Below are 20,623 nucleotides of genomic sequence, written 5' to 3'. Positions count from 1 at the left end.
ACCAGACCTACATCTGCGATGAGTTTCATCTCAAGTCTTACATGTTTGGTAATGCCTGGAAGCCCGGGTTGTGCATAGGTCGGCCTTTGGTTACTGGAACTCTTGAAGTGCATATTCCCCAATCCGCCTTTTCCGCCTTCGAGAAAGAGAACCTCTTCCCCTTCGTTCACAAGATCAAGGAGTTCTTCCCCCGTCTCCATATCTACTACAGTGGTTCCCGGTGGTACAGTGATGACCGTATCCTTCCCTTTGCGTCCATAACATTTGCGGCCTTCGCCCGGACGACCGTTCTCTGCTTTGATATGGTTACGGCCACGTAATCCTGAAAGGGTATCTGTATTATTATCCACTTTGAAATATACAGAACCTCCACGACCGCCGTCACCGCCATCCGGGCCACCTTTAGTGACAAATTTTTCTGTCCAAAATGAGATGGCGCCTGCACCACCTTTACCAGAACTAATCGTTAGTTCAACACTATCTACAAACATTTATAACCTTTTAATCTATGAAAAACCGAAGCATACTACATCTAATCCTATGCCCATACTCTATGAATTATGAAATTATATCTAAATTAGGGGAATAATCGCTATAATTTTTATATTAGATTCTAAAGGTACCCATATGTTTAAAGAGAAAATACTACCTGTCTGCTTCATGGTCACGGCATTGCTCTCTGCTACAGGCTGCGAATCCAAGAAGGAGCCGGAAAAGGAAGTTGGATATACCTACAGTGGGGTTTATTTCGGTAAGGACTTTTCACACACCTATCAACAGGGGATCATGGACGGATGCATTACGGCAAAAGGCACGTATAAAAAATCACATACACTGTTCAATACGGATCAAGACTATCATGATGGTTGGTTCTTAGGCCGAAACAGATGTAGACATTTGTTGGTTGTTGAGGATGAAAATAGGGGAAAATTATCCGAAAATAATGTAGATAAGTAAGCCCGAAAGATCTCGGACCTACCAGGGGTTATGCAGGTACTACTGAAACTTTTTTCTGTGTAGCACTTTTGTTGTCAAACTTCACTACACCTTCGATCAGTGCGAATATTGTATGGTCTTTACCCATTCCTACACCGTTACCTGGATGCACTTTTGTTCCTCTTTGTCTGATGATAATGTTACCTGGGATAACTGTTTCACCACCAAATTTTTTAACGCCTAAACGACGTCCAGCTGAATCACGGTTATTTTGGGTGGATCCCTGTCCTTTCTTGTGTGCCATCTGATCTCCTTATGCTATTTTAGTAATTCTAACTCTAGTAAAGCTTCTTCTGAAACCTCTTTTAAGTTTTGAATCTTTTCTTCTTCTTTTTTTGTAGATGATAACTTTTTTATCTCTACCTTCATTGATCACTTCACCTTTAACTACAGCACCCTCTACGAAAGGAGCTCCTACAGTTAATTCACCGTTGTCTAGCGCTAAAACCTCTTTGAATTCTACCGCTGCTTTTGGCTCAAGATTCATATTGTCAAAAGCGATGATGTCACCCTCTTGCACTTTAAATTGTTGGCCACTTGCTTTAATGATTGCGTACATTGCAAAACCCTTTGTTTCTATTGTTTTTTAAAAAGTTCGTGATTATACCCAAAGTTGTTTTAATATTTTTTTAAACTAAACTACTTTCCCTGAGTATTCCACTTATTTACCGCTAAAAAGTATAATCCGCTCCGGCCAATGCGATACAATCTATCTCCACCAGTGCATTTTTAGGCAAGGTCTTTACCGCTACCGTACTTCTTACCGGTTTATGTGGACCGAAATAGTGTGCATAGATAGCATTGACCTTCTCAAAATCGTTCATATCTGCCAAATAGATGGTCGTTTTAATGACATCATTGAAGTGTGCCCCTCCCGCCTCTAGTACATAAAAAAGGTTTTTCATGACCTGATGGGTTTGGTTCTCCACATCATCCGCAGCCATAACCCCCTCCGGTGTCAGAGCGATCTGTCCTGATGTATAGATGAATCCGTTTGCTTCCACTGCCTGCGAATATGGTCCTATGGCCGCGGGTGCCTCTTCTGTCGAAATAAATTTCATTTGCCTGTCCTCCTTAATTTCTTTCATAAAATATATACGATGTTGAGTAGTCGGAAAATTCAAAATAGACCTTCTTCTCTCCTTCATCTTTTTTACCGTTGAAGTTTAGATCATCCACACCATATCCGTAGCGATAGGGTCTTACACTGCTGTCACTGCTTCCATAGGCGGTCGAAATTTTATCGATCTTGATAAACTTATGTACCAGTTTATCCCCTGCATAGATATCCAGTACACCATTGGTCCCTGTCCAGTTTTGAAGTGAACGGCTCATACTGTTTTGTGTCTCCTGTGTACATCCTGTCAAAAACAAGATCATGGCTGAGCAAACTAAATGCTTTCGTTTCATAGGGATCCTTTTTTGTTTATCGTATTTTAACACTATTTGTTTTAGATTTATACCTTCGGCATGCCGAATTTTTGTGTGATCAACTCACCCTCGTCATTGAAATAGAGATAATAGAGTTTGTCCTTTGTAACGGACAGCCCTGCAAGGTACCGCAATGCCAGATTGGCTTGAAGCGATCCTATATGCATGACTATAGGAGCCGTGATCCCACCTGGTTTGTGATCGGAAATGTTAAAGACTTGAAAGTTCGCTTTATCAAAGAAACATACCTGTCCGTTGAACTCTTCCACACTTGCATAGATCCAGGGTGTGTCGGTCTCTTTGGCATGGGTGTCTATGGCTCCTCTTACAGGAAGATTATCTGTCGCATCCAGTATCAGGTCGTACCTGTTTCCCAACGCTTTAAAAGCATCGAAATCCATATCAAAGGCGCGCGCTTTGACAAAAGGGTTTTTGGTCTCTATCAGCTCAGCTATTGTTTTGGCCTTGTTCTTTCCTTCATCCTGCAAGGTGAATGCAATCTGTCTGTGGATATTATGACTTGAGACCGTATCAAAATCTACCATATGTATTTCACCGATACCGGAAGTACCCAGTGCCATCGCGAGCGTAGACCCCAGACCACCGGAACCGATAATGGCTATCTTCTTGCTCTGAAGCCCTTTTTGCGTGGCTTCTCCCCACAATTGTATCTGTCTGTTAAAGTATTCTTGTTGTGTCATGCCAAATCCTTTTTAATAATTCCTCTCTCCTGTAGATACATACCCTGTTCCCAGAGCTGCGTTTTTCCTTACTCGAAACAGAACTATCCTACCCTCGCCTGAAGCTCTTTTTCAAATGCCCATGCTTTCCGATGTTCGACCACTTCTTCTTTATCTATCATTTCGACCAGCATCGATTCTTTGTCTTCCAGCATCATATCTACTTCACCCTCCGGCGAGACCAGCATCGTATCACCATAAAACTTCCATTTGACCTCATTATCGCTGTATTCGCCTAAACGGTTCGCTCTAAGTATATAGCAGCCATGCAAAAACGCTTTGGTTTTAATGATCTCTCTCCAACGGTTATGCGAACCGAAGGTTGAAGCCGTCGGAAGCAGTACAAGATCGACCTTTTTCTCTGTGACCCTTTGCCAGAAATGGTCAAAATGCAGTTCAAAGCCGGCCATGACCATGACCTTAAATCCTTTGATGCTGAATGTCATTGGGTCTTTCAGCGGTGCAACCGGATTTGCAAAAAACTTCTTTTCGTTCCAGTGCGCATACGGCAGCAGTATCTGCTGTTCATAATAGCGGATGGTCTTATCCGTGATCTTTACGATCGTTTTATGATAGCCGTCCTTTTTGGTAATGATAATAGGCGCAACGAACACAATATCATATTTCAGTGCAAGATTTTTTAAAAGTTCTATATGCTTGCGTGTCTGTTCTTTCACCATATTGGGCGACATGGTGGCAAACTCTTTAAAAAAGTGGTTTAATACATACTCACCGAGCAGCAGCAGATCTGCTCCTCTTTGTTTGGCCTGCTTGAGATAGAACTCAAGTCTTGTAGCATTCATGCCCAATGTTGGCAATTGGAGTGCTGCTACAACAAGCTGTGCCATTATGCATTATCCCCCGTATTCTGATTGGCTTGTTCGATCACGCTGATCTTTGTTTTAGCCTCTTCTATCAGACTCTGTGCCTCTTTGATATTCTTCAGCCCCTCTTCATACAGTTTCACTGACTCTTCAAGCGTGATCTCCGGATTCATCAGTTTTTCCAGCAAGGCTTTTGAGTGTGCCATTTTCTCTTCAAAGGTTTTATTTTTCATTGTAATATCTCCCTGATATGCTCTTCAAATTTTTCCAGTTCAACCAAGAATGCATCATGCCCATAGGTACTTTGCACTTCAAGATAACTGTGCGGCTGGCCATTGCGTTTCATCATCTTGGCAATATGCTCCATCTCGCAAGGAAGGAAAAGATAATCTGATGAGAAACTGATCAAATGCACCTTGGCTTTGATACGCGAAATGGCATCGTGCAGCGAATCATATCCCCTGCTTAGATTAAAGGTGTTGATCGCTTTGACTATATAAAGATAGGAAAGCGGATCAAAGATACGTGAAAAGTTGTTGGTATTGTACTCCATGTACCTCTCTACTTCATAGCGTCCGAAAAGTTCAAAAAGACCATCATTATTGACATAGTTGCGGCCAAATTTTTCATCCATGGAGTCTGGTGACAGATAAGAGATATGCCCCGCTATCCGCCCTATGGCCAGACCGTCCAGGCCTTCTTCTTCGAACGCACCTCTCTCATAGTTCCCGTGCTTGAACCTAGGATCCCGACGTATGGCCTCTACAGCCACTTTATTGAATGCGATCGTCCAGGGCCGTGTTGCATAGGTGGCAGCAAGGGAGATGACCTCATCTGAAAAGTTTGGATAATCCACCGCGAACTGCAATGCCTGCATCCCTCCCATAGAGCCGCCGATCACTGCCCGTACATGGTAGATCCCCAGCTGGGAAAGAAGGTGCATCTGTGCGCGCACCATATCTTTAATGGTCACTACAGGGAACCTAAGCCTGTAAGGCTCTTCACTCGGATAGTTGTCGCTCATCGGGCCTGTCGAACCAAAGCAGGAACCTATGACATTGGTACAGATGACAAAGTATCTGCCTGTATCTACCGCCTTGCCGTCACCGATGAGTCCATCCCACCAACCGGCTTTTCGCTCACCTTCATAGATCCCTGCCGCATGATGGGAACCACTCAGTGCATGGCACACTAGAATAACATTGGACTTGTCTTCGTTTAGCTCACCGTATGTCTCATATGTGATCTCATAGGGTTCTAAGATACGCCCGCTCTCAAGGTAGAGAGGAGAGCTAAATTGTGCTGTTTTCGTAGTGATTTTCATAGACTGCTTTTGTTGTTTGGTTAATTGTGCATCATTTTACCCTATTTGGGCTTTATAACTATCCAAGTGCCTTTGCCAAATCATCGATCAGGTCCTGTGTATCCTCAAGACCCACGCTCAGTCTTACCAGCCCGCCGGGAACACCTGCCTCTTCAAGCTCTTTCGCTGAAAGCTGTTGGTGTGTGGTACTTGCAGGATGCGTGATGATAGACTTGCTGTCACCGATATTGACCACCACTGCAAAAATATCTGTAGCATCCGCGATGCTCTGTGCCAGCTCCTTGCTCTCTACTTCAAAGGAGAGAAGACCACTGGCCATCCCCTCTTTAAAGTACTTTTGAACCAGTGGGTTTTGGGCACTGGATCTTAATCCAGGGTAATTGACCCTTTTTACCTTCGGGTGTCCCTCTAAAAACTCTGCAATGGCAAGTGCGGAAGATGAGTGCTGTTTCATACGAAGCGGCAGCGTCTCAAGTCCTTGTATATGCAGCCATGAGTTGAATGGACTTGGTGCTCCACCCAGGTCACGCAGGAGGGCAAGCCGCACTCTCAATGTAAAGAGCGGCAGGGGTACATCACTATATACCAGTCCATGGTAACTTGCATCCGGTGTATTGAAGTGGTCGTATCGCGCATTGCCTTTGATCTTCTCTACCAGGTTCTCACGCTCAACGATCACACCGCCCAGTGCCAGCCCCTGTCCTGTAGTGTACTTGCTCGTACTGTGTACACTCAGATCCACGCCATGTGCCAGCGGTTTACAGAGTACAGGCGTTGCCACTGTATTGTCTACACACGTGATGATATTGTGTTTATCTGCTATCGCTACGATCGCTTCGATATCTGCCACATCTATACTGGGGTTGGTAATGCTTTCAAAAAGAATGATCTTTGTCTTCTCATCGATCAACGCTTCAATTTCACCGGGGTTTCGCACATCAAAGTAACGTGTCTCTATGCCAAAACGTTTGATCGTATGTCCGGTCAGTGTCGTTGTCCCGCCATACACCTGTTTGGCAACAATGACATTGTCTCCGGCTTCAGCCACGTTCGCAATGGCATAAAAGATGGCAGACATACCCGATGCCGTACCTATCGCTGCCACACCACCCTCAAGTGCCGCAAAACGTTTCTCAAAAACATCTGTGGTCGGGTTCATAAGACGTGTATAGATATTACCCAGCTCTTTGAGTGCAAAAAGGTTGGCTGCATGTTCCGTATCTCTAAACTCATACGCTGTACTCTGATAGATCGGTACTGCCATTGTCCCTTGGGCATCTTTCTCATATCCTGCGTGGATAGCCAGTGTTTGTTCGTGCATTACATTTCCTTATTTGATTATATAGGTAAATTATAGCTTGTGCTTGCTTGAAGAGAAGATGGTTTGAAAGAAAAGAGTGTTTATTTTAAGAGTGCATGGCCCTGCTACATTGGCCATACACTGCGGAGCGCATATTATGAAGAGTAGTTCGGAGACTCTTTAGTGATAGCCACATCATGCACATGGCTCTCTTTAAGTCCGGCGGAAGTGATCTCGACGAACTCTGCCTTCTCCCAGAACACTTTGATGGATTCTGATCCGCAATATCCCATGGATGAACGAAGCCCGCCGACCATTTGATGGACCACATCTGCGATACGCCCTCTATACGGTACACGCCCTTCGATCCCTTCGGGTACGAGTTTGTCCGCCGCTGTTCCCTCCTGGAAGTAACGGTCCGTACTTCCTTTGGTCATCGCACCGATACTTCCCATGCCTCTGTACTCTTTAAACTGTCTACCGTTAAAGAGGATCATATCGCCCGGTGCTTCATAGGTACCTGCCAGCGCAGACCCCAGCATCACCGAACTTGCACCTACCGCCAGGGCCTTTGCAAGATCTCCGGAGTATTTGATACCCCCGTCAGCAACCACAGGTACACCCGCCTTGTTGGCCACTTCTGCCACCTCTGCGATAGCAGAGATCTGCGGCACACCTACCCCCGCAACGATACGCGTTGTACAGATGGACCCGGGCCCTATCCCCACCTTCACAGCATCCGCGCCTGCATCTATAAGGTCACGTGCAGCAGCTGCCGTTGCGATATTCCCGGCAATGACATCCACATCCAGTGTTTTCTTGATGAGTTTCAGTGTATCGATGATCCCCTGCGAGTGACCGTGTGCAGAGTCCAGTACGATCACATCTACCCCCGCTTCTACCAATGCAGTAGCACGATCAAGTTGTCCCACACCGATCGCTGCACCTACTCTTAGACGGCCATGCTGATCTTTATTTGCATTGGGGAACTTCTCTTTTTTTTCAATGTCCTTAATGGTAACAAGCCCTTGAAGTACGCCATTGTCATCTACGATAGGCAGTTTTTCTATCTTGTGTGCCTGAAGTACTTTTGCTGCTTCTTCAAGCGTGATACCTACTTTTGCAGTGATCAATGGGGCTTTGGTCATCACCTCTGAAATACGCAGACCCATGTCAGTGATGAAGCGCATATCACGGTTCGTGATGATCCCTACAAGTTTCAGATCATCGTCTACCACAGGCACACCGGATATCTTGTATTCACCCATCAGGGCATCTGCATCTGCTACTGTTTTGTCCGGACCTATGAAGATCGGATCGATGATGATACCGCTCTCGGACTTCTTCACTTTGGTGACCTGCTTGGCCTGTGTCGCAATATCCATATTTTTATGGATGATCCCTATACCGCCCAAGTGTGCCATGGCGATCGCTGCTTTATACTCCGTTACGGTATCCATCGCCGCCGATACGATAGGTGTGTTCAGTGTGACACGTTTGGTAAGGTTACTTTTTAAACAAACTTCCTTGGGAAGCACAACGGAATGTTGCGGTACTAGTAAGACATCTTCAAATGTCAATGCTCTTTTTTTAATTCTCATATTTTTCCTTTGTTTATTTAGTATATTTTACCACTTTTTCCATGCTTGCAGCACCGTCAAAAAGCGTTTTCTCGTTAAATGCTTTCGCAATCAGCTGCAAGCCTATAGGCATACCCTCACCATTTTTGGCTACCGGAAGTGAGATCGCAGGGAGCCCTGCAAGGTTGATGGCTATCGTATACATGTCGCTCTTATACATTTCAAGCGGGTCTTCCGATGCACCTATCTCAGGTGCCACAGATGGCGCCACAGGTGAAAGTATCAGGTCTGCCTCTGCAAAAATAGCATTGAACTCGTCCCTGATAAGGTGTCTTACTTTTTGTGCTTTGACATAATAGGCATCATAATAGCCTGACGAAAGGACAAAGTTCCCCAGCAGGATACGTCTTTTTACCTCTTCGCCAAAACCTTCCGACCTGGTATTGTAAAAAAGTTCTTCTGTGTTTTTGGACTCAGCTCTTCTTCCATACCGTACCCCGTCAAAACGTGCAAGGTTCGTTGCTGCTTCAGCGGTCGCCAGAATATAATAGGTCGCAATGTCATACTTGGTGTTCTGCATATTCTTATGTATGATCGTATGTCCTGCTTCTTCTAAGGCTTTCACCGTTTGTGCATACGCTTTCTGTATCTCTTCATCCGCTTCGGAAATGTAATTGTCTATCACTGCAATGGTCAGTTTTGCATCAGGGTTGATATGACCGGCGATATTTTCTATCTCGAAGTCCGCAGAAGTAGAATCCTTCTCATCATGCCCTTTGATCGCATCATACAGGATCGCAGCATCTTCAACATTCTGTGCGATAGGGCCTATCTGGTCAAGCGAAGAGGCATAGGCTGCCAGACCAAAACGGCTCACCCTTCCGTACGTAGGCTTCATCCCTACCACACCGCAGTACGCTGCAGGCTGCCTGATGGACCCGCCTGTATCAGATCCCAGGGCCGCTATCGCGATACCGCCGGCAACCGCTGCCGCAGAACCGCCCGAGGAGCCGCCTGGCACTCTGTTGGTCCCATGCGGGTTTTTCGTAGGACCGTAGAAGGAACTTTCGGTGGTCGAACCCATGGCAAACTCATCCATATTTGCACGGCCAAATGCCATCATTCCCTTTGTTTTGAGGTTCTTGACCGCAGTGGCCTCATAGGGAGCGATATACCCCTGAAGAATTTTAGAACCAGAGGTGACAGGCCAGTCTTTGACCTGAATATTGTCTTTGATTAGGATGGGCACACCCTCACCTGAACTTTCAAAGCCTACATACGCATTGAGACCGGACTCTTTCGCTTTGGTCTCAAGTTCTGTTCTCAGCTCTGCCAATTCTTCATGCGATTTTGTTAATGCTTCTTTCAAAGTAATCAATTATTATCCTTGTCTTTCTTGTTTCTTTTTATAATACGCGACAACTCCCAGGCCTATACCGACCAGACCAAGTATAAAAACGATCGAACCCGCGATCACCTCGATCTGTATAGGCTGAGACATATCAAACATTAAGCAACTTCTCCATTACCGACCACCTTGGCACATCTCTCACAGGCACACGCATCGGAGGTACTTGTAAATCTCCAGCATCTTGGACATTTGGCAGCGCTTGCTTTATGCACGGTGAATGTTTTGCCTGCCACCTCAAAAGAGGCTACCTGCTCCCCTTCACTTTGTGACTTCACCGCTGAAACTACGAACCAGTCTTCCAGGTCTTTGCTGTCATTGATGGCAAAAGTGTCTATCTCACCTGCTATCTCTACTTCCAGTGTGGATTTCATCAGTTTCTCTTTTTTGAGCTTATCTACCGCTTCAGAGAACTTTTCACGTGCCGTGATCAGTATGGCATCATCAAAACTTGCTTCAACTTTCGGCACTTCCACATAGACAAGGTCAAATACATTTTCCATCCCGTCTTTGAAAAGCACCGGTGCATACTCGAGTATCTCGTCTGCCGTATAGGTCAGTACCGGAGCAACCAGCCCCAGCATCGCTTTGGCAATATGTGCCATCGCGGACTGTGTCGCTCTTCTGCTCTTGTCATTTTTATCTTCACAGTAGAGTCTGTCTTTCGTGATATCCATATAGATACCGGAAAGTTCATTCGTGATGAAATGGTTCAGGGTTGCGAATCCTCTAAGGAAATCATAGGCATCAAAAGAACTTTTGACGGATGCAAATACCTCTCTGGCTTTGGTCAATATCCATCGGTCCAATTCACCGTACGCATCATTGGGAACATAGCTCTCAAGATCATTCACGTTCGCAAGCAAGAACCTGAACGTATTTCTTATCTTTCTGTACTGTTCTGCCGTCTGCTTCAAAATACCGTCAGAGATCTTCAGGTCTGACTGATAGTCCGAAAGCGCGACCCACAGTCTGAGGATCTCTGAGCCGTACTCCTTGATGACCTTGTCCGGGGCAACCACGTTCCCCTTGGACTTGGACATTTTCTCACCCTTCTCGTCCACCGTAAACCCGTGCGTGATCAGCGTTTTGTACGGGGAGACTTCGTTCACCGCTGCAGAGAGAAGGAGAGAAGACTGGAACCATCCTCTATGCTGGTCACTTCCCTCAATGTAAAGCGAGGCAGGATACTCACCCGCATCATAGTTACCGCTTTTGATCACAGAGTTCCAGGTCGAACCGGAGTCGAACCATACATCCAGGATATCATCGATCTTCTCCAGGTCACTGGCATTGTAACCTGAGTCTGCAGGAAGAAGTTCCTCAATGCTCATGGAGTACCAGGCATCTGCACCCTGTTGATCAAAAAGAGCCGCTACATGCTCCAGAACCTTTTCGTCCAGGATCACTTCCTTGGTGCTCTTGTTTCTGAAGAATGCGATAGGCACTCCCCAGGAGCGCTGACGGGAGATACACCAGTCAGGTCTGCCCTCTATCATCGGCTTGAGACGGTTTTTAGCGCTCTTGGGATAAAAGTCCACCCCTTCGATCGCATTGAGCGCGGTCTCTCTCAACGTATTTTTGGCACCCTGGGCGGTATCGTCTATGGAGATGAACCACTGGTTCGTTGCTCTGTAGATCAGCGGTTTTTTCGTTCTCCAGCAGTGCGGATAGGAGTGCACGAACTTGCTCTCTTTCAGCAGTGCATCACCCAGGATCTCCAGAATGGGTTCATTGGCCTTAAAGATATGCATTCCTACAAATGCATCGGCGTTAGGCAGCAGGTTCAGCCCTTTGACACTCTCATCATAGCATCCGCGTTCATCGACAGGCATCACCACGTCAAGGCCATACTTAAGCCCTACTTTGTAGTCATCTTCACCGTGTCCGGGTGCGGTATGTACACATCCGGTACCACCATCCATCAGTACGTGGTCACCCAGTACCACTTTAGATGGTCGACCGTTCACAGGGTTGATCGCCAAAAGATTCTCCATCTCTCTGGCCGCTATCTTTCTGCTGGCATGTCCAGCAACAACCCCTTCTTCGATCATCGCATCATGACGTGCCTCTGCTACGATATGCCCATCGTCTGTCAGAACATACATCTCTTCAGGATTCAAAGCGATACCCGTATTCGCAGGAAGTGTCCAGGGCGTGGTTGTCCAGATCACAAGACCTGCTTTTCCTTCGAGTCCCAGCTTCTCTTTGGCTGCATCACTGAGTTCAAAATGGACATAGATGGAGTAGTCTTCCTTGTCCTCATACTCTACCTCTGCATCTGCAAGCGCTGTTCGTGCCGCCCATGACCAGAAGATAGGTTTATGCCTCTCCACCAAAAGGCCTTTTCTTGCCACCTCGCAGAGTGTTCTGTAGATATTGGCTTCAAACTTGAAGTCCATAGTTACATAAGGGTTCTCCCAGTCAGCGATCACCCCTAAAGATTTGAAACCGTCTCTTTGTATCTCCACAAACTTTTCGGCATGTGCGCGGCAAAGCTCTCTGAATTTCTCTGTAGGCATCGCCTCTTTTTTCTCTTTGCCCAGCTTCTCTTCCACTTTCTGTTCTATCGGTAGACCGTGACAATCCCATCCCGGTGTCATACGCACTGCTTTCCCCTGGAAGTAGTTATACTTAAGGATGATGTCCTTAAGTATCTTGTTAAGTGCGTGACCGATATGAATGTCACCGTTGGCATAGGGAGGTCCGTCATGAAGCGTGAACATTTCAGCGCCTTGACGTTTTGTTTTCATCTGCTCATAGATATCGGCATCAAACCATGCATTGTATTTTTTAGGCTCATTATTCGGGAGGTTCCCACGCATTGGGAAATCTGTTTTGGGGAGGAGAAGTGTGTCTTTAAAATCCATAGTTGATAATACCTCAATCTTATATATTATCCCGTGATTGTATCCAAAAGAGCATTAGAAGCTACTTTTGGTACAATAATCTTATGAAAAATATACAAAATACCATAGAAAAAATCATTCAAAAACTGACAAAAGAGGAACAGACCATCTCTTTTGCGGAAAGCTGTACCGGCGGACGTATCGCTGCGGCATTTACAGCGGTATCCGGTGCTTCAACCATACTGCATGGTGCCTGTGTCACCTACTCGAACGAGATCAAACACCAGTGGCTGGGAGTAAGCAGGGAGGTGCTTGAAAACGATGGCGCGGTGAGCGAACCCTGCGTTTCACAAATGCTCGACGGCATACAAAAAATGACAGGTTCTGACTATGCCATAGCTGTATCGGGTATAGCCGGGCCGACAGGCGGCACTGAATTCAAACCTGTAGGAACCGTATATATAGGTCTAAAGACACCTTTTTCCAAAGAAGTATATCATTGTCACTTTGATGGTCCCAGAGAAGCTGTTCAAGAACGATCTACCGTATACGCGATCGAGAAATTGGCTGAACAATTGGAAATTTAAAAGTTTTGCCTCAATTCTCTTGACAATAAAAGCTTTCTGAGCTATAATTCCGTCCACTTATTCAGAAAATAAGTGCAAAAATGTGAGACCTTTTAGCTCAGTTGGTAGAGCAACTCCCTTTTAAGGAGTGGGCCCATGGTTCGAATCCATGAAGGGTCACCACTATTATTATTTTTTAGGTGCGGTGGTAGTTCAGTTGGTTAGAATACCTGCCTGTCACGCAGGGGGTCGCGAGTTCGAGTCTCGTCCACCGCGCCAGTACATTTTTGAAGCAGACTTCAGCAGTCGGCTCATCAAACGAAGTTTCATTTATTATGACCTTTTAGCTCAGTTGGTAGAGCAACTCCCTTTTAAGGAGTGGGCCCATGGTTCGAATCCATGAAGGGTCACCACTATAGATGTTCTTTGGTCGCTTAGCTCAGTTGGTAGAGCGCTACCCTTACAAGGTAGATGTCACAAGTTCGAGTCTTGTAGCGACCACCATGTTAACAATACCATGTTTACGGTTCATGATGACCCTTTCATCTAGTGGCCAAGGATATTACGTTTTCAACGTAAAAACAGAGGTTCAAATCCTTTAAGGGTCGCCAATCTTGTCCTAAAAACATAATATAAGGTCGCTTAGCTCAGTTGGTAGAGCGCTACCCTTACAAGGTAGATGTCACAAGTTCGAGTCTTGTAGCGACCACCATTTTTATTTATTAGAACGCGAAATGAACAAAGTCCATTTCACTACGTTAACACTGAGTTTTCTTCAGCAGAATGCTCACAAAACTAGTTTTGTTCTATCTTATACGGTGCGGTGGTAGTTCAGTTGGTTAGAATACCTGCCTGTCACGCAGGGGGTCGCGAGTTCGAGTCTCGTCCACCGCGCCATACTACTATCAAAGAATCATTTTTTAATCTCTTAATATAAAAAACAATCATACTCTCTATAATTTTTAAGTGATCTAAAGTTCTATAATAAACGGGAAATCTTGATGGACGACAGTTCTTTGCATTTTCTTTTTTTGGCTTCGTTTTATTCTTTTGTTGCATCAACAAAGAAAAAAGGAATGAAGAGAAACTTGAATCGTAAAGTATGATTTGGCAATTGAAGTATTCGTTACTACTGAAACCATAGCAACGAAAAAAAGAAGCTTAATCTCTCAATCGGATACGCACAGATTCCTCATGTGCGGTCAGCCCTTCCGTATGTGCGATCATTGCACAGGCACCGCCGATCTCCTGCATCCCCTCTTTGCTCATGGAAATGATAGAAGATTTCTTCAAGAAGTGTTCTACACTCAAAGGTGAATAGAATTTCGCGGTTCCGCCTGTAGGCAGTGTGTGGTTCGGTCCTGCCACATAGTCACCGATGGGCTCTGGTGTATTTTCTCCAAGGAAAATGGCACCCGCGTGTTTGATCTTTTCCAGTAAAGACATAGGATCGTTCGTGATCACTTCCAGGTGTTCAGGCGCTATCTCGTTCATCAGCTCGATCGCTTCATTCATGTCTTGCGTCACGATGATGGCCCCTCTCTCCTCTATAGACTTTCTGGCGATCTCTTCTCTAGAAAGTGTACCGAGGAACTCTTCTACCTTGTCGCTCACTCTGTTGGCCAGCTCTCCATCTGTGGTGATCAGGATGGAACTTGCCATCTCATCGTGTTCTGCCTGGGAAAGAAGGTCAATGGCGATGTAATCCTCTCGTGCGCTTTCATCTGCCAATATCCCTATCTCTGAAGGCCCTGCGATCATATCGATGTTCACTTCGCCATAGACCAGCTTTTTGGCCGTAGCGACAAAGATATTTCCCGGCCCGGTGATGACATCCACTTTGGGAATGGTCTCTGTTCCATACGCCATCGCACCGATCGCTGAGGCACCGCCTACTTTAAAGACTTTTGTCACCTTACACAGGTGACAGGCAGCAAGCAGCAGTTCATTGATCTCATCATCTGGTGTCGGGGTACACACCACGATCTCTTCTACACCTGCCACCTGTGCGGGGATCACGTTCATCAGCAGTGAACTTGGATACGCAGCTTTTCCGCCGGGAATATAGAGGCCTGCTCTATCGACAGCGGTCACTTTCTGACCCAGGATGCTCCCGTTGGCCTCTTTGTCCATCCATGTCTTTGGCATGAGTTTCTGATGGTAGCTCTCTATACGGTCATAGGAAAGGTGGAGTGCCTTACGCAGTTCAGGGTCTAAGGCATCATAGGCTTGGGCCATCTCTTCTGTAGAGACCTCCAAAGCCTCGTCATTCGCAGGTTCCCATCTGTCAAACTTTGCTATCTGCGCTTTGACTGCAGTGTTACCTTCCGTCTGGATCTCTTTCAGTAATCCTGAAACGATGCCTGTCACACCTTCAATGTCCATCTTTCCGCGCTGAAGCAACGCGTTAAAGTTTGCTTCAAATGTATCGTCACTACTATAAAATATTTTCACCATATATCCTTATATTTTATTTATACCACACTTTATGAACCAAGTCCAAAAAACTACGCTGACGCTGTCTTATCTTCAACAGACACTTATAGGCTAGCCGTATTTTCTCTGATATCTTGGGAGCATACTCTCATTACCCAACAGACCACCCTGATGGATGTAGAGTGTCGGTGTAGAAAAGATCTCTGGATGTGCAAGCAGTACCCGCCATCCGATTGGGTCATAAAGGAGGTCAAACTCCACTCCCGTCTGTTGTTGTAATTTTAGCCAAATTTTGTAGTTTTCTTTATAAAGTTTCCCAAAATGGTATTTTTTCTCCGGACTCACGATCACAGGATGAAGCTTTTCATTCTTTTCCAAGGCTGAAAACTGCGTTTTCAGATAGTGCGCATCGCCTACACACGGCGTTGTATAGACATGGTCTGGCAGAAGGTGTTTCTGTAAAAAAAGTGCGGTGGTGCCAGTACCGGAAGGCAAAAAAACATTTAATGCTTCCAACCCATGCTCTTCTTTCCACTGAAGGATCTCTTCAGCCAGTATTTTCACACCGTATTCCGCTTCTTTCGCACGTCCGCCCTCTTCTATGAAAAGGACTCCTCTGGGGTGTTCCTCAGCTTCTGACCATCTCTTTTCAGCAATCTGCATGCCGTGCTCCAAAGCGGCCTTGTAGTTCCCGTGGGGATGTGTCTTCAAATGCTCAGCGATATGGTCCACCCTGTACTCGAACTCCCATCCTTTCATCTTTGCCAGAACAGAGAGCGAATACATCGCATTGGACTGTGAAGAGCCGTAGGAGATCAGCTTATGAACATCCGGAAACTCATTTTGAAGGAAATAGTAGAATTTGCGTGCTTTGTTCCCGGAAAAATCAGGGTCTATCAGGTCATCCCGTTTCAAATAGAAATGCTGTTCTTCAACAGTGATGGATTGGATGGGAGAGGGAAGATCGAATGTTTTCATGGTTATATTCCCGGGAGAAGCCCAGGAACGCTGAGCTTTCTGCTAATTTCTGTTTAAACAGTTCAGGTCTTCAAATGCTCTTTCAAGTCTGGCCACGGTCGACTGTTCTGCCGCACGTAACCATTTTCTTGGGTCATAGTACTTTTTGTTCGGCTTATCTTCCCCGTCAGGGTTGCCGATCTGCCCCTGTAAATAGTCATAATGTAGCGCGATGTAGGTACGTACACCGTCCCAGAATGCCCATTGCGTATCTGTATCAATGTTCATTTTGACCACACCATAGTTGATCGCTTCCCTGATATCAGAAAGCTCTGAGCCGGAACCGCCATGGAAGACAAAGTTCACAGGTTTCTCAGCGGTATGGTATTTCTTCTCTATATAGGCCTGAGAATTGTCAAGGATCTTAGGGGTCAAAGAGACATTCCCCGGTTTATATACGCCATGCACATTTCCAAAAGATGCCGCAATGGTGAACTTGTCAGAAACCTTTGAAAGCTCTTCATACGCATAGGCGACCTCTTCAGGCTGTGTATACAGCAGTGCATTGTCGATATCACTGTTATCGACACCGTCTTCTTCTCCGCCCGTTACACCAAGCTCTATCTCCAACGTCATACCCATTTTGGACATACGCTCCAGGTAGGTTTTACATGTAGCGATATTCTCTTCCAGAGGCTCCTCTGAAAGATCGATCATATGAGAAGAAAAAAGCGGTGTACCGTGTACTTTGTAGTGTGCTTCACTTGCATCCAGCAAAGCATCGATCCAAGGCAGAAGCTTTCTGGCAGCATGGTCAGTATGAAGGACCACAGGTACACCGTATGCCTTAGCGACGGTATGTACATGCTGCGCGCCCGAGATACAGCCCAAAATAGCTGCTTCGTCTGAAGGCAAACCCTGTCCGGCATAGTATGCACCTCCTCCGTTGGAGAACTGAATGATCACAGGCGAATTTACTTTCTTTGCCGCTTCCAGTACCGCATTGACCGAACTTGTGCTCACCACATTGACCGCAGGCAATGCAAAACCTTCCTCTTTTGCTATCTTGAATAACTTCTGAAGGTCATCCCCGGTCACTACACCTGCCTGTACTACATCTAAAACTTTTGTAGACATTGTCAATTTCCTCTTACTATGAAACTATTTTACTTCGATCTTGGCATTTTCCATCAAGCCGCTCACCACTTTTTCCTGTGCAAGTTGCATTTTAATACTCTGCTTCACTCTCTCAAATGGAGGTATTTCCTGTGTGCTTTTAGCTTCCTCGGCTGCTTTCTTCATTTTGTTATAGGCATCTTCCGCTTCTTTGTCAGTGACTTCGGTGGTCGACATTTTTTTCTGCATCCAGAAAGCTGAAAGTGCCGCTTCTTTCTCTTTATCGCTTAAAGTTTTTTTAGATTCTGCTGCTACAAGTTTTGCAGGAGCCATCATTTGGATCAGCTGTTTTTTGTCATCTGCAGGAAGTTTATCCCATGTCATTTTGCCTTGCGTCAGTGAATTCAGTGCTTTGTTTGCTTCTTCCAGGGTGATTTCCATACCGTTGACCGTAGCTACCGGTTTCGCTGTTGCATAATTTGTTGTCAGTGCCAATGTTAAACCTAATATAACAAGGGTTTTTTTCATTCTCTATTTCCTTTTGTGTAATGTTGTGTGTGTATTCTACTCTAATGTTTACCAATAACTCATTAATAACGTGTTTTAGAGTACTTTGATCTCGACATCTTTCGTCACCCTATCTACCAATGTCTTCTCTATCAGTTGCATTTTAAGTTTATCTTTAATGCTTTCAAACGGAGGTATCTTTTGTGTCGCATTGTTCTCTTGTGCCTGCTGCTTTAACTGCGTATAGACTTCCTCCGCCTGCTCATCGCTAATAATGATCTTACGTGCTTCTCTTTGCATCCATGCCCGTGTATAGGCTACCTGCTTTTCTTCTTCAGTCAACTCTTTTTTAGCTGCATCCGCTACCACTACAGGAAGTGCCAGCTCATTGACAAGCCTAGAACGCTGCTCTGGAGGAAGGTGGTCAAAGTCGGTCACTTTACCCTGGGTACGCTGTTTGAGATACCCATCTGCCTCTTTTTTGATGATATTATGACCATTCACCGTAGCGATCACTGCTTGAGAGGATCTTGTTTTTTTTACCTGCTGTACAGGTTTTGCTTTGCCATCAAGGTTGACACTGTCAAGATTGACGATCGATGGTTTCTCTTCTTTATTCAAGATATTGGTTAAACTGTTCTTTAGGTCATCGGCAGACGCTGCACTTATCGCCAAACCAAGCGATAGACCTAATACCATAGATTTTTTTCTCATATTTTTTTCCTGTTTGATCACTAAAGGATCACTGTTTCGTTGTATTCGTTTCTTCTGTCATATCAACAATTTCAGCTTTACTTTTAAGTTCTTTAGCTATTTCTGTGATTTTAACAGTAAACTGCTGTTGCTTTAATAAATTGATGATGTCCTCTTTCACCTTTTCGTAAGGAATAGGGGTGGCATCCGATTTCGACTCAAGGTAGATCACATGATAGCCGAACTGTGTTTTCACAGGCTGCATGGTGATCTGCCCCTTTTCAAGTTCCCATGCTGCTTTTGAAAACTCCGGGAGCATCTGCTCTTTGGCGAAAGTGCCGAGATCCCCGCCTTTAGGAGCCGAAGGGCCCATTGATTTGGTTTTAGCCAATTCGATGAACTTGTTTCTCAATGCTTCACCCTTCAGAGGTTTTAAGGTATCAATGATCCCTTGTGCTTCTTTTATCGCCTCTTCTTCTGTAAAGCTTCTTGCTGACTCTGAATCCTTATCCGTAGCTGCTCTTATCAATATATGTCTCGCGTGCATGGAGGGCTTGCTCATAAACTTTGCCGCATTTTCCTTATAGAAGGTTTTGGCTTCACTGTCACTGACAATGGCATTATCCAGTTGCGACTTCATCCACATATTGACTAAAAGTTCATTTTTGATCTTTTCCATGTTTCTTTTGAATTCAGCTTTCTTGTCTATCCCTTCATCCAGTGCAAGTTCTGCGAACAGCGCTCTCTCGATCAGTCTCTCGGTCACTATCTTCTTTTCCTCGGACGTAAGTTCCGCAAAATTTGCTTTAGGAGAAGAGGCATTCAGAAATGCCTGCGCATCTTGCTTGGTGATATTTTTGCCGTTGACCGTGACAAGTATATCCGATGCCATCGCTGATGTGATCATCACCGACATTGCCAATAGAGAAGTTTTTGCTAGTTTAATCATTATGTGTCATCCTTGGTAGTCTAAATTTGAAAACAAGTATAGTCCTCTTGGGTAAATAGTTCATTAATGTGCTACTATTCTATTCATTATTTTATTAGAAGTAAGGCAATATGTATGGCAAAGATCAAAAAAGCAACCAAAAAAGAGATCGAAGAGATAAAAAGTATCTTTCTTGAACACTATCCTGATTCAGTGACCGAACTGGAGTATCGTAATCTTTATGAACTGCTTATCGCCGTGATGCTCTCTGCACAGTGCACCGATAAACGTGTCAATATCATCACCCCTGCACTTTTTGAAGCCTATCCTGATCCCGTCTCTTTGGCCAATGCCGACCTGGATGAAGTCAAATCCTACATCAGTACCTGCTCCTTTTTCAACAATAAGGCTGAAAACCTCATCAAAATGGCACGCTCCGTGGTAGAAAACTACGGAGGTGAAGTCCCGTTGGAGCGGGATGAGCTGGTCAAGCTTGCGGGTGTGGGCCAAAAAACGGCCAATGTGGTCATGATAGAGTATGCCGGGGCCAACCTAATGGCTGTAGATACCCATGTTTTCAGGGTAGCCCACCGTTTAGGTCTGAGCGATGCCAAAACGGCCGTGAAGTGTGAAGAAGAGTTGAGCAGAAAATTTAAGACCGACCTGCACCTGCTCCATCAGGCGATGGTTCTTTTTGGCCGATACAAATGCAAGGCGGTCAAACCCGAGTGCGAAGGGTGCTTCATGAAAGCACACTGTAAAACCACACAGTCGTTCAAAGTCTAATCTTCAGTCAGAGCGTCAAATGGTAGCGCTCAACGATCTCAGGGTCAGGATGCAGGTTAATAGTCGCATCCTCTTTTCCTTCATAGTCTATGTGCGAAAGGACATAACGTATGGATTCCAACCGTGCCCGCTTTTGGTCATTACTGTCTACGATGATCCATGGTGCGTCACCTGTGTGGGTA

Annotated in this window: 22 protein-coding genes, 7 tRNA genes and 2 pseudogenes; 10 read left to right on the top strand and 21 right to left on the bottom strand. The window is 45.3% G+C overall.

Features of this window, described 5'->3' with window-relative positions:
• Positions 1–491: pseudogene (locus VIM88_RS02565) on the bottom strand (GTPase ObgE); the annotation flags it as partial.
• Positions 492–627: 136 nt separating this feature from the next.
• Between VIM88_RS02565 and VIM88_RS02560 the strand changes: the two are divergent.
• Positions 628–957 (top strand): hypothetical protein, encoded by a 330-nt coding sequence (locus VIM88_RS02560; protein ID WP_331861314.1) that lies wholly within the window; start codon positions 628–630, stop codon positions 955–957.
• A gap of 28 nt (positions 958–985) precedes the next feature.
• On the opposite strand, the gene rpmA is transcribed toward VIM88_RS02560, so the two are convergent.
• The 13 genes from rpmA to ileS form a co-directional block, all read right to left on the bottom strand.
• Positions 986–1,240: a 50S ribosomal protein L27 gene (gene rpmA / locus VIM88_RS02555; RefSeq protein WP_331861313.1), complete on the bottom strand. Its 255-nt coding sequence runs from the start codon at positions 1,238–1,240 to the stop codon at positions 986–988.
• Positions 1,241–1,249: 9 nt separating this feature from the next.
• Positions 1,250–1,555: a 50S ribosomal protein L21 gene (rplU, locus tag VIM88_RS02550; RefSeq protein ID WP_331861312.1), complete on the bottom strand. Its 306-nt coding sequence runs from the start codon at positions 1,553–1,555 to the stop codon at positions 1,250–1,252.
• Positions 1,556–1,667: 112 nt separating this feature from the next.
• Positions 1,668–2,057 (bottom strand): RidA family protein, encoded by a 390-nt coding sequence (locus VIM88_RS02545; RefSeq protein WP_331861311.1) that lies wholly within the window; start codon positions 2,055–2,057, stop codon positions 1,668–1,670.
• Between the two features lie 13 nt (positions 2,058–2,070).
• Positions 2,071–2,406: a hypothetical protein gene (locus VIM88_RS02540; protein WP_331861310.1), complete on the bottom strand. Its 336-nt coding sequence runs from the start codon at positions 2,404–2,406 to the stop codon at positions 2,071–2,073.
• A 47-nt stretch (positions 2,407–2,453) separates the two neighbouring features.
• Positions 2,454–3,128 carry a HesA/MoeB/ThiF family protein gene (locus VIM88_RS02535; RefSeq protein ID WP_331861309.1) on the bottom strand — a complete coding sequence of 225 codons (675 nt, stop codon included), beginning with the start codon at positions 3,126–3,128 and terminating at the stop codon, positions 2,454–2,456.
• A gap of 83 nt (positions 3,129–3,211) precedes the next feature.
• Positions 3,212–4,015, bottom strand: coding sequence for a carbon-nitrogen hydrolase family protein (locus VIM88_RS02530; protein WP_331861308.1), 804 nt, complete (start codon positions 4,013–4,015; stop codon positions 3,212–3,214).
• Positions 4,015–4,224: an exodeoxyribonuclease VII small subunit gene (gene xseB / locus VIM88_RS02525; protein WP_331861307.1), complete on the bottom strand. Its 210-nt coding sequence runs from the start codon at positions 4,222–4,224 to the stop codon at positions 4,015–4,017. Before xseB ends, VIM88_RS02530 begins: the two co-directional genes overlap by 1 nt.
• Entirely contained in the window at positions 4,221–5,315 is a 1,095-nt protein-coding gene (gene metX / locus VIM88_RS02520; protein ID WP_331861306.1) for a homoserine O-acetyltransferase MetX, read from the bottom strand. Before metX ends, xseB begins: the two co-directional genes overlap by 4 nt.
• A gap of 58 nt (positions 5,316–5,373) precedes the next feature.
• Positions 5,374–6,636 (bottom strand): O-acetylhomoserine aminocarboxypropyltransferase/cysteine synthase family protein, encoded by a 1,263-nt coding sequence (locus VIM88_RS02515; RefSeq protein WP_331861305.1) that lies wholly within the window; start codon positions 6,634–6,636, stop codon positions 5,374–5,376.
• Between the two features lie 134 nt (positions 6,637–6,770).
• Entirely contained in the window at positions 6,771–8,216 is a 1,446-nt protein-coding gene (gene guaB / locus VIM88_RS02510; protein WP_331861304.1) for an IMP dehydrogenase, read from the bottom strand.
• Positions 8,217–8,229: 13 nt separating this feature from the next.
• On the bottom strand, positions 8,230–9,573 hold the full coding sequence (gene gatA, locus VIM88_RS02505; RefSeq protein WP_331861303.1) for an Asp-tRNA(Asn)/Glu-tRNA(Gln) amidotransferase subunit GatA: 1,344 nt from the start codon (positions 9,571–9,573) through the stop codon (positions 8,230–8,232).
• 3 nt (positions 9,574–9,576) lie between these two features.
• Entirely contained in the window at positions 9,577–9,705 is a 129-nt protein-coding gene (locus VIM88_RS02500) for a hypothetical protein (protein WP_331861302.1), read from the bottom strand.
• Positions 9,705–12,473, bottom strand: coding sequence for an isoleucine--tRNA ligase (gene ileS, locus VIM88_RS02495; protein ID WP_331861301.1), 2,769 nt, complete (start codon positions 12,471–12,473; stop codon positions 9,705–9,707). Before ileS ends, VIM88_RS02500 begins: the two co-directional genes overlap by 1 nt.
• Before the next feature lie 83 nt (positions 12,474–12,556).
• On the opposite strand from ileS, the gene VIM88_RS02490 reads away from it, so the two are divergent.
• The 8 genes from VIM88_RS02490 to VIM88_RS02455 all read left to right on the top strand — a co-directional run bounded on the left by VIM88_RS02490 (position 12,557) and on the right by VIM88_RS02455 (position 13,915).
• A complete protein-coding gene (locus tag VIM88_RS02490) occupies positions 12,557–13,039 on the top strand; it encodes a CinA family protein (RefSeq protein ID WP_331861300.1) in 483 nt (160 codons plus the stop codon).
• A gap of 86 nt (positions 13,040–13,125) precedes the next feature.
• Positions 13,126–13,201 (top strand) — tRNA-Lys (locus VIM88_RS02485).
• 19 nt (positions 13,202–13,220) lie between these two features.
• A tRNA-Asp gene (locus VIM88_RS02480) sits at positions 13,221–13,297 on the top strand.
• A gap of 58 nt (positions 13,298–13,355) precedes the next feature.
• A tRNA-Lys gene (locus tag VIM88_RS02475) sits at positions 13,356–13,431 on the top strand.
• Positions 13,432–13,446: 15 nt separating this feature from the next.
• A tRNA-Val gene (locus VIM88_RS02470) sits at positions 13,447–13,522 on the top strand.
• A 31-nt stretch (positions 13,523–13,553) separates the two neighbouring features.
• A tRNA-Glu gene (locus VIM88_RS02465) sits at positions 13,554–13,629 on the top strand.
• A gap of 25 nt (positions 13,630–13,654) precedes the next feature.
• Positions 13,655–13,730, top strand: a tRNA-Val gene (locus tag VIM88_RS02460).
• Positions 13,731–13,838: 108 nt separating this feature from the next.
• Positions 13,839–13,915, top strand: a tRNA-Asp gene (locus VIM88_RS02455).
• A gap of 264 nt (positions 13,916–14,179) precedes the next feature.
• Here the strand turns inward: VIM88_RS02455 and hisD are convergent.
• From hisD to VIM88_RS02425, 6 genes are all read right to left on the bottom strand, one after another.
• Positions 14,180–15,472: a histidinol dehydrogenase gene (gene hisD, locus VIM88_RS02450; protein ID WP_331861299.1), complete on the bottom strand. Its 1,293-nt coding sequence runs from the start codon at positions 15,470–15,472 to the stop codon at positions 14,180–14,182.
• A gap of 93 nt (positions 15,473–15,565) precedes the next feature.
• Positions 15,566–16,432, bottom strand: a complete 867-nt coding sequence (locus tag VIM88_RS02445) for a 1-aminocyclopropane-1-carboxylate deaminase/D-cysteine desulfhydrase (protein ID WP_331861298.1) — start codon at positions 16,430–16,432, stop codon at positions 15,566–15,568.
• 42 nt (positions 16,433–16,474) lie between these two features.
• Positions 16,475–17,548, bottom strand: coding sequence for a class II fructose-bisphosphate aldolase (gene fbaA, locus VIM88_RS02440; protein ID WP_331861297.1), 1,074 nt, complete (start codon positions 17,546–17,548; stop codon positions 16,475–16,477).
• A gap of 24 nt (positions 17,549–17,572) precedes the next feature.
• Positions 17,573–18,055: a hypothetical protein gene (locus tag VIM88_RS02435; RefSeq protein WP_331861296.1), complete on the bottom strand. Its 483-nt coding sequence runs from the start codon at positions 18,053–18,055 to the stop codon at positions 17,573–17,575.
• Positions 18,056–18,130: 75 nt separating this feature from the next.
• Entirely contained in the window at positions 18,131–18,748 is a 618-nt protein-coding gene (locus VIM88_RS02430) for a hypothetical protein (RefSeq protein WP_331861295.1), read from the bottom strand.
• Between the two features lie 28 nt (positions 18,749–18,776).
• Positions 18,777–19,676 (bottom strand): peptidylprolyl isomerase, encoded by a 900-nt coding sequence (locus VIM88_RS02425; RefSeq protein ID WP_331861294.1) that lies wholly within the window; start codon positions 19,674–19,676, stop codon positions 18,777–18,779.
• A 114-nt stretch (positions 19,677–19,790) separates the two neighbouring features.
• Between VIM88_RS02425 and nth the strand changes: the two genes are divergently transcribed.
• Positions 19,791–20,441, top strand: coding sequence for an endonuclease III (gene nth, locus VIM88_RS02420; protein ID WP_331861293.1), 651 nt, complete (start codon positions 19,791–19,793; stop codon positions 20,439–20,441).
• Positions 20,442–20,448: 7 nt separating this feature from the next.
• On the opposite strand, the pseudogene VIM88_RS02415 reads toward nth, so the two are convergent.
• Positions 20,449–20,623, bottom strand: a pseudogene (locus tag VIM88_RS02415) (polyphosphate kinase 2); the annotation flags it as partial.

The organism is Sulfurovum sp., assembly GCF_036568385.1.
Classification (GTDB): domain Bacteria; phylum Campylobacterota; class Campylobacteria; order Campylobacterales; family Sulfurovaceae; genus Sulfurovum.
This window is presented reverse-complemented; position numbering and strand designations above follow the sequence as displayed.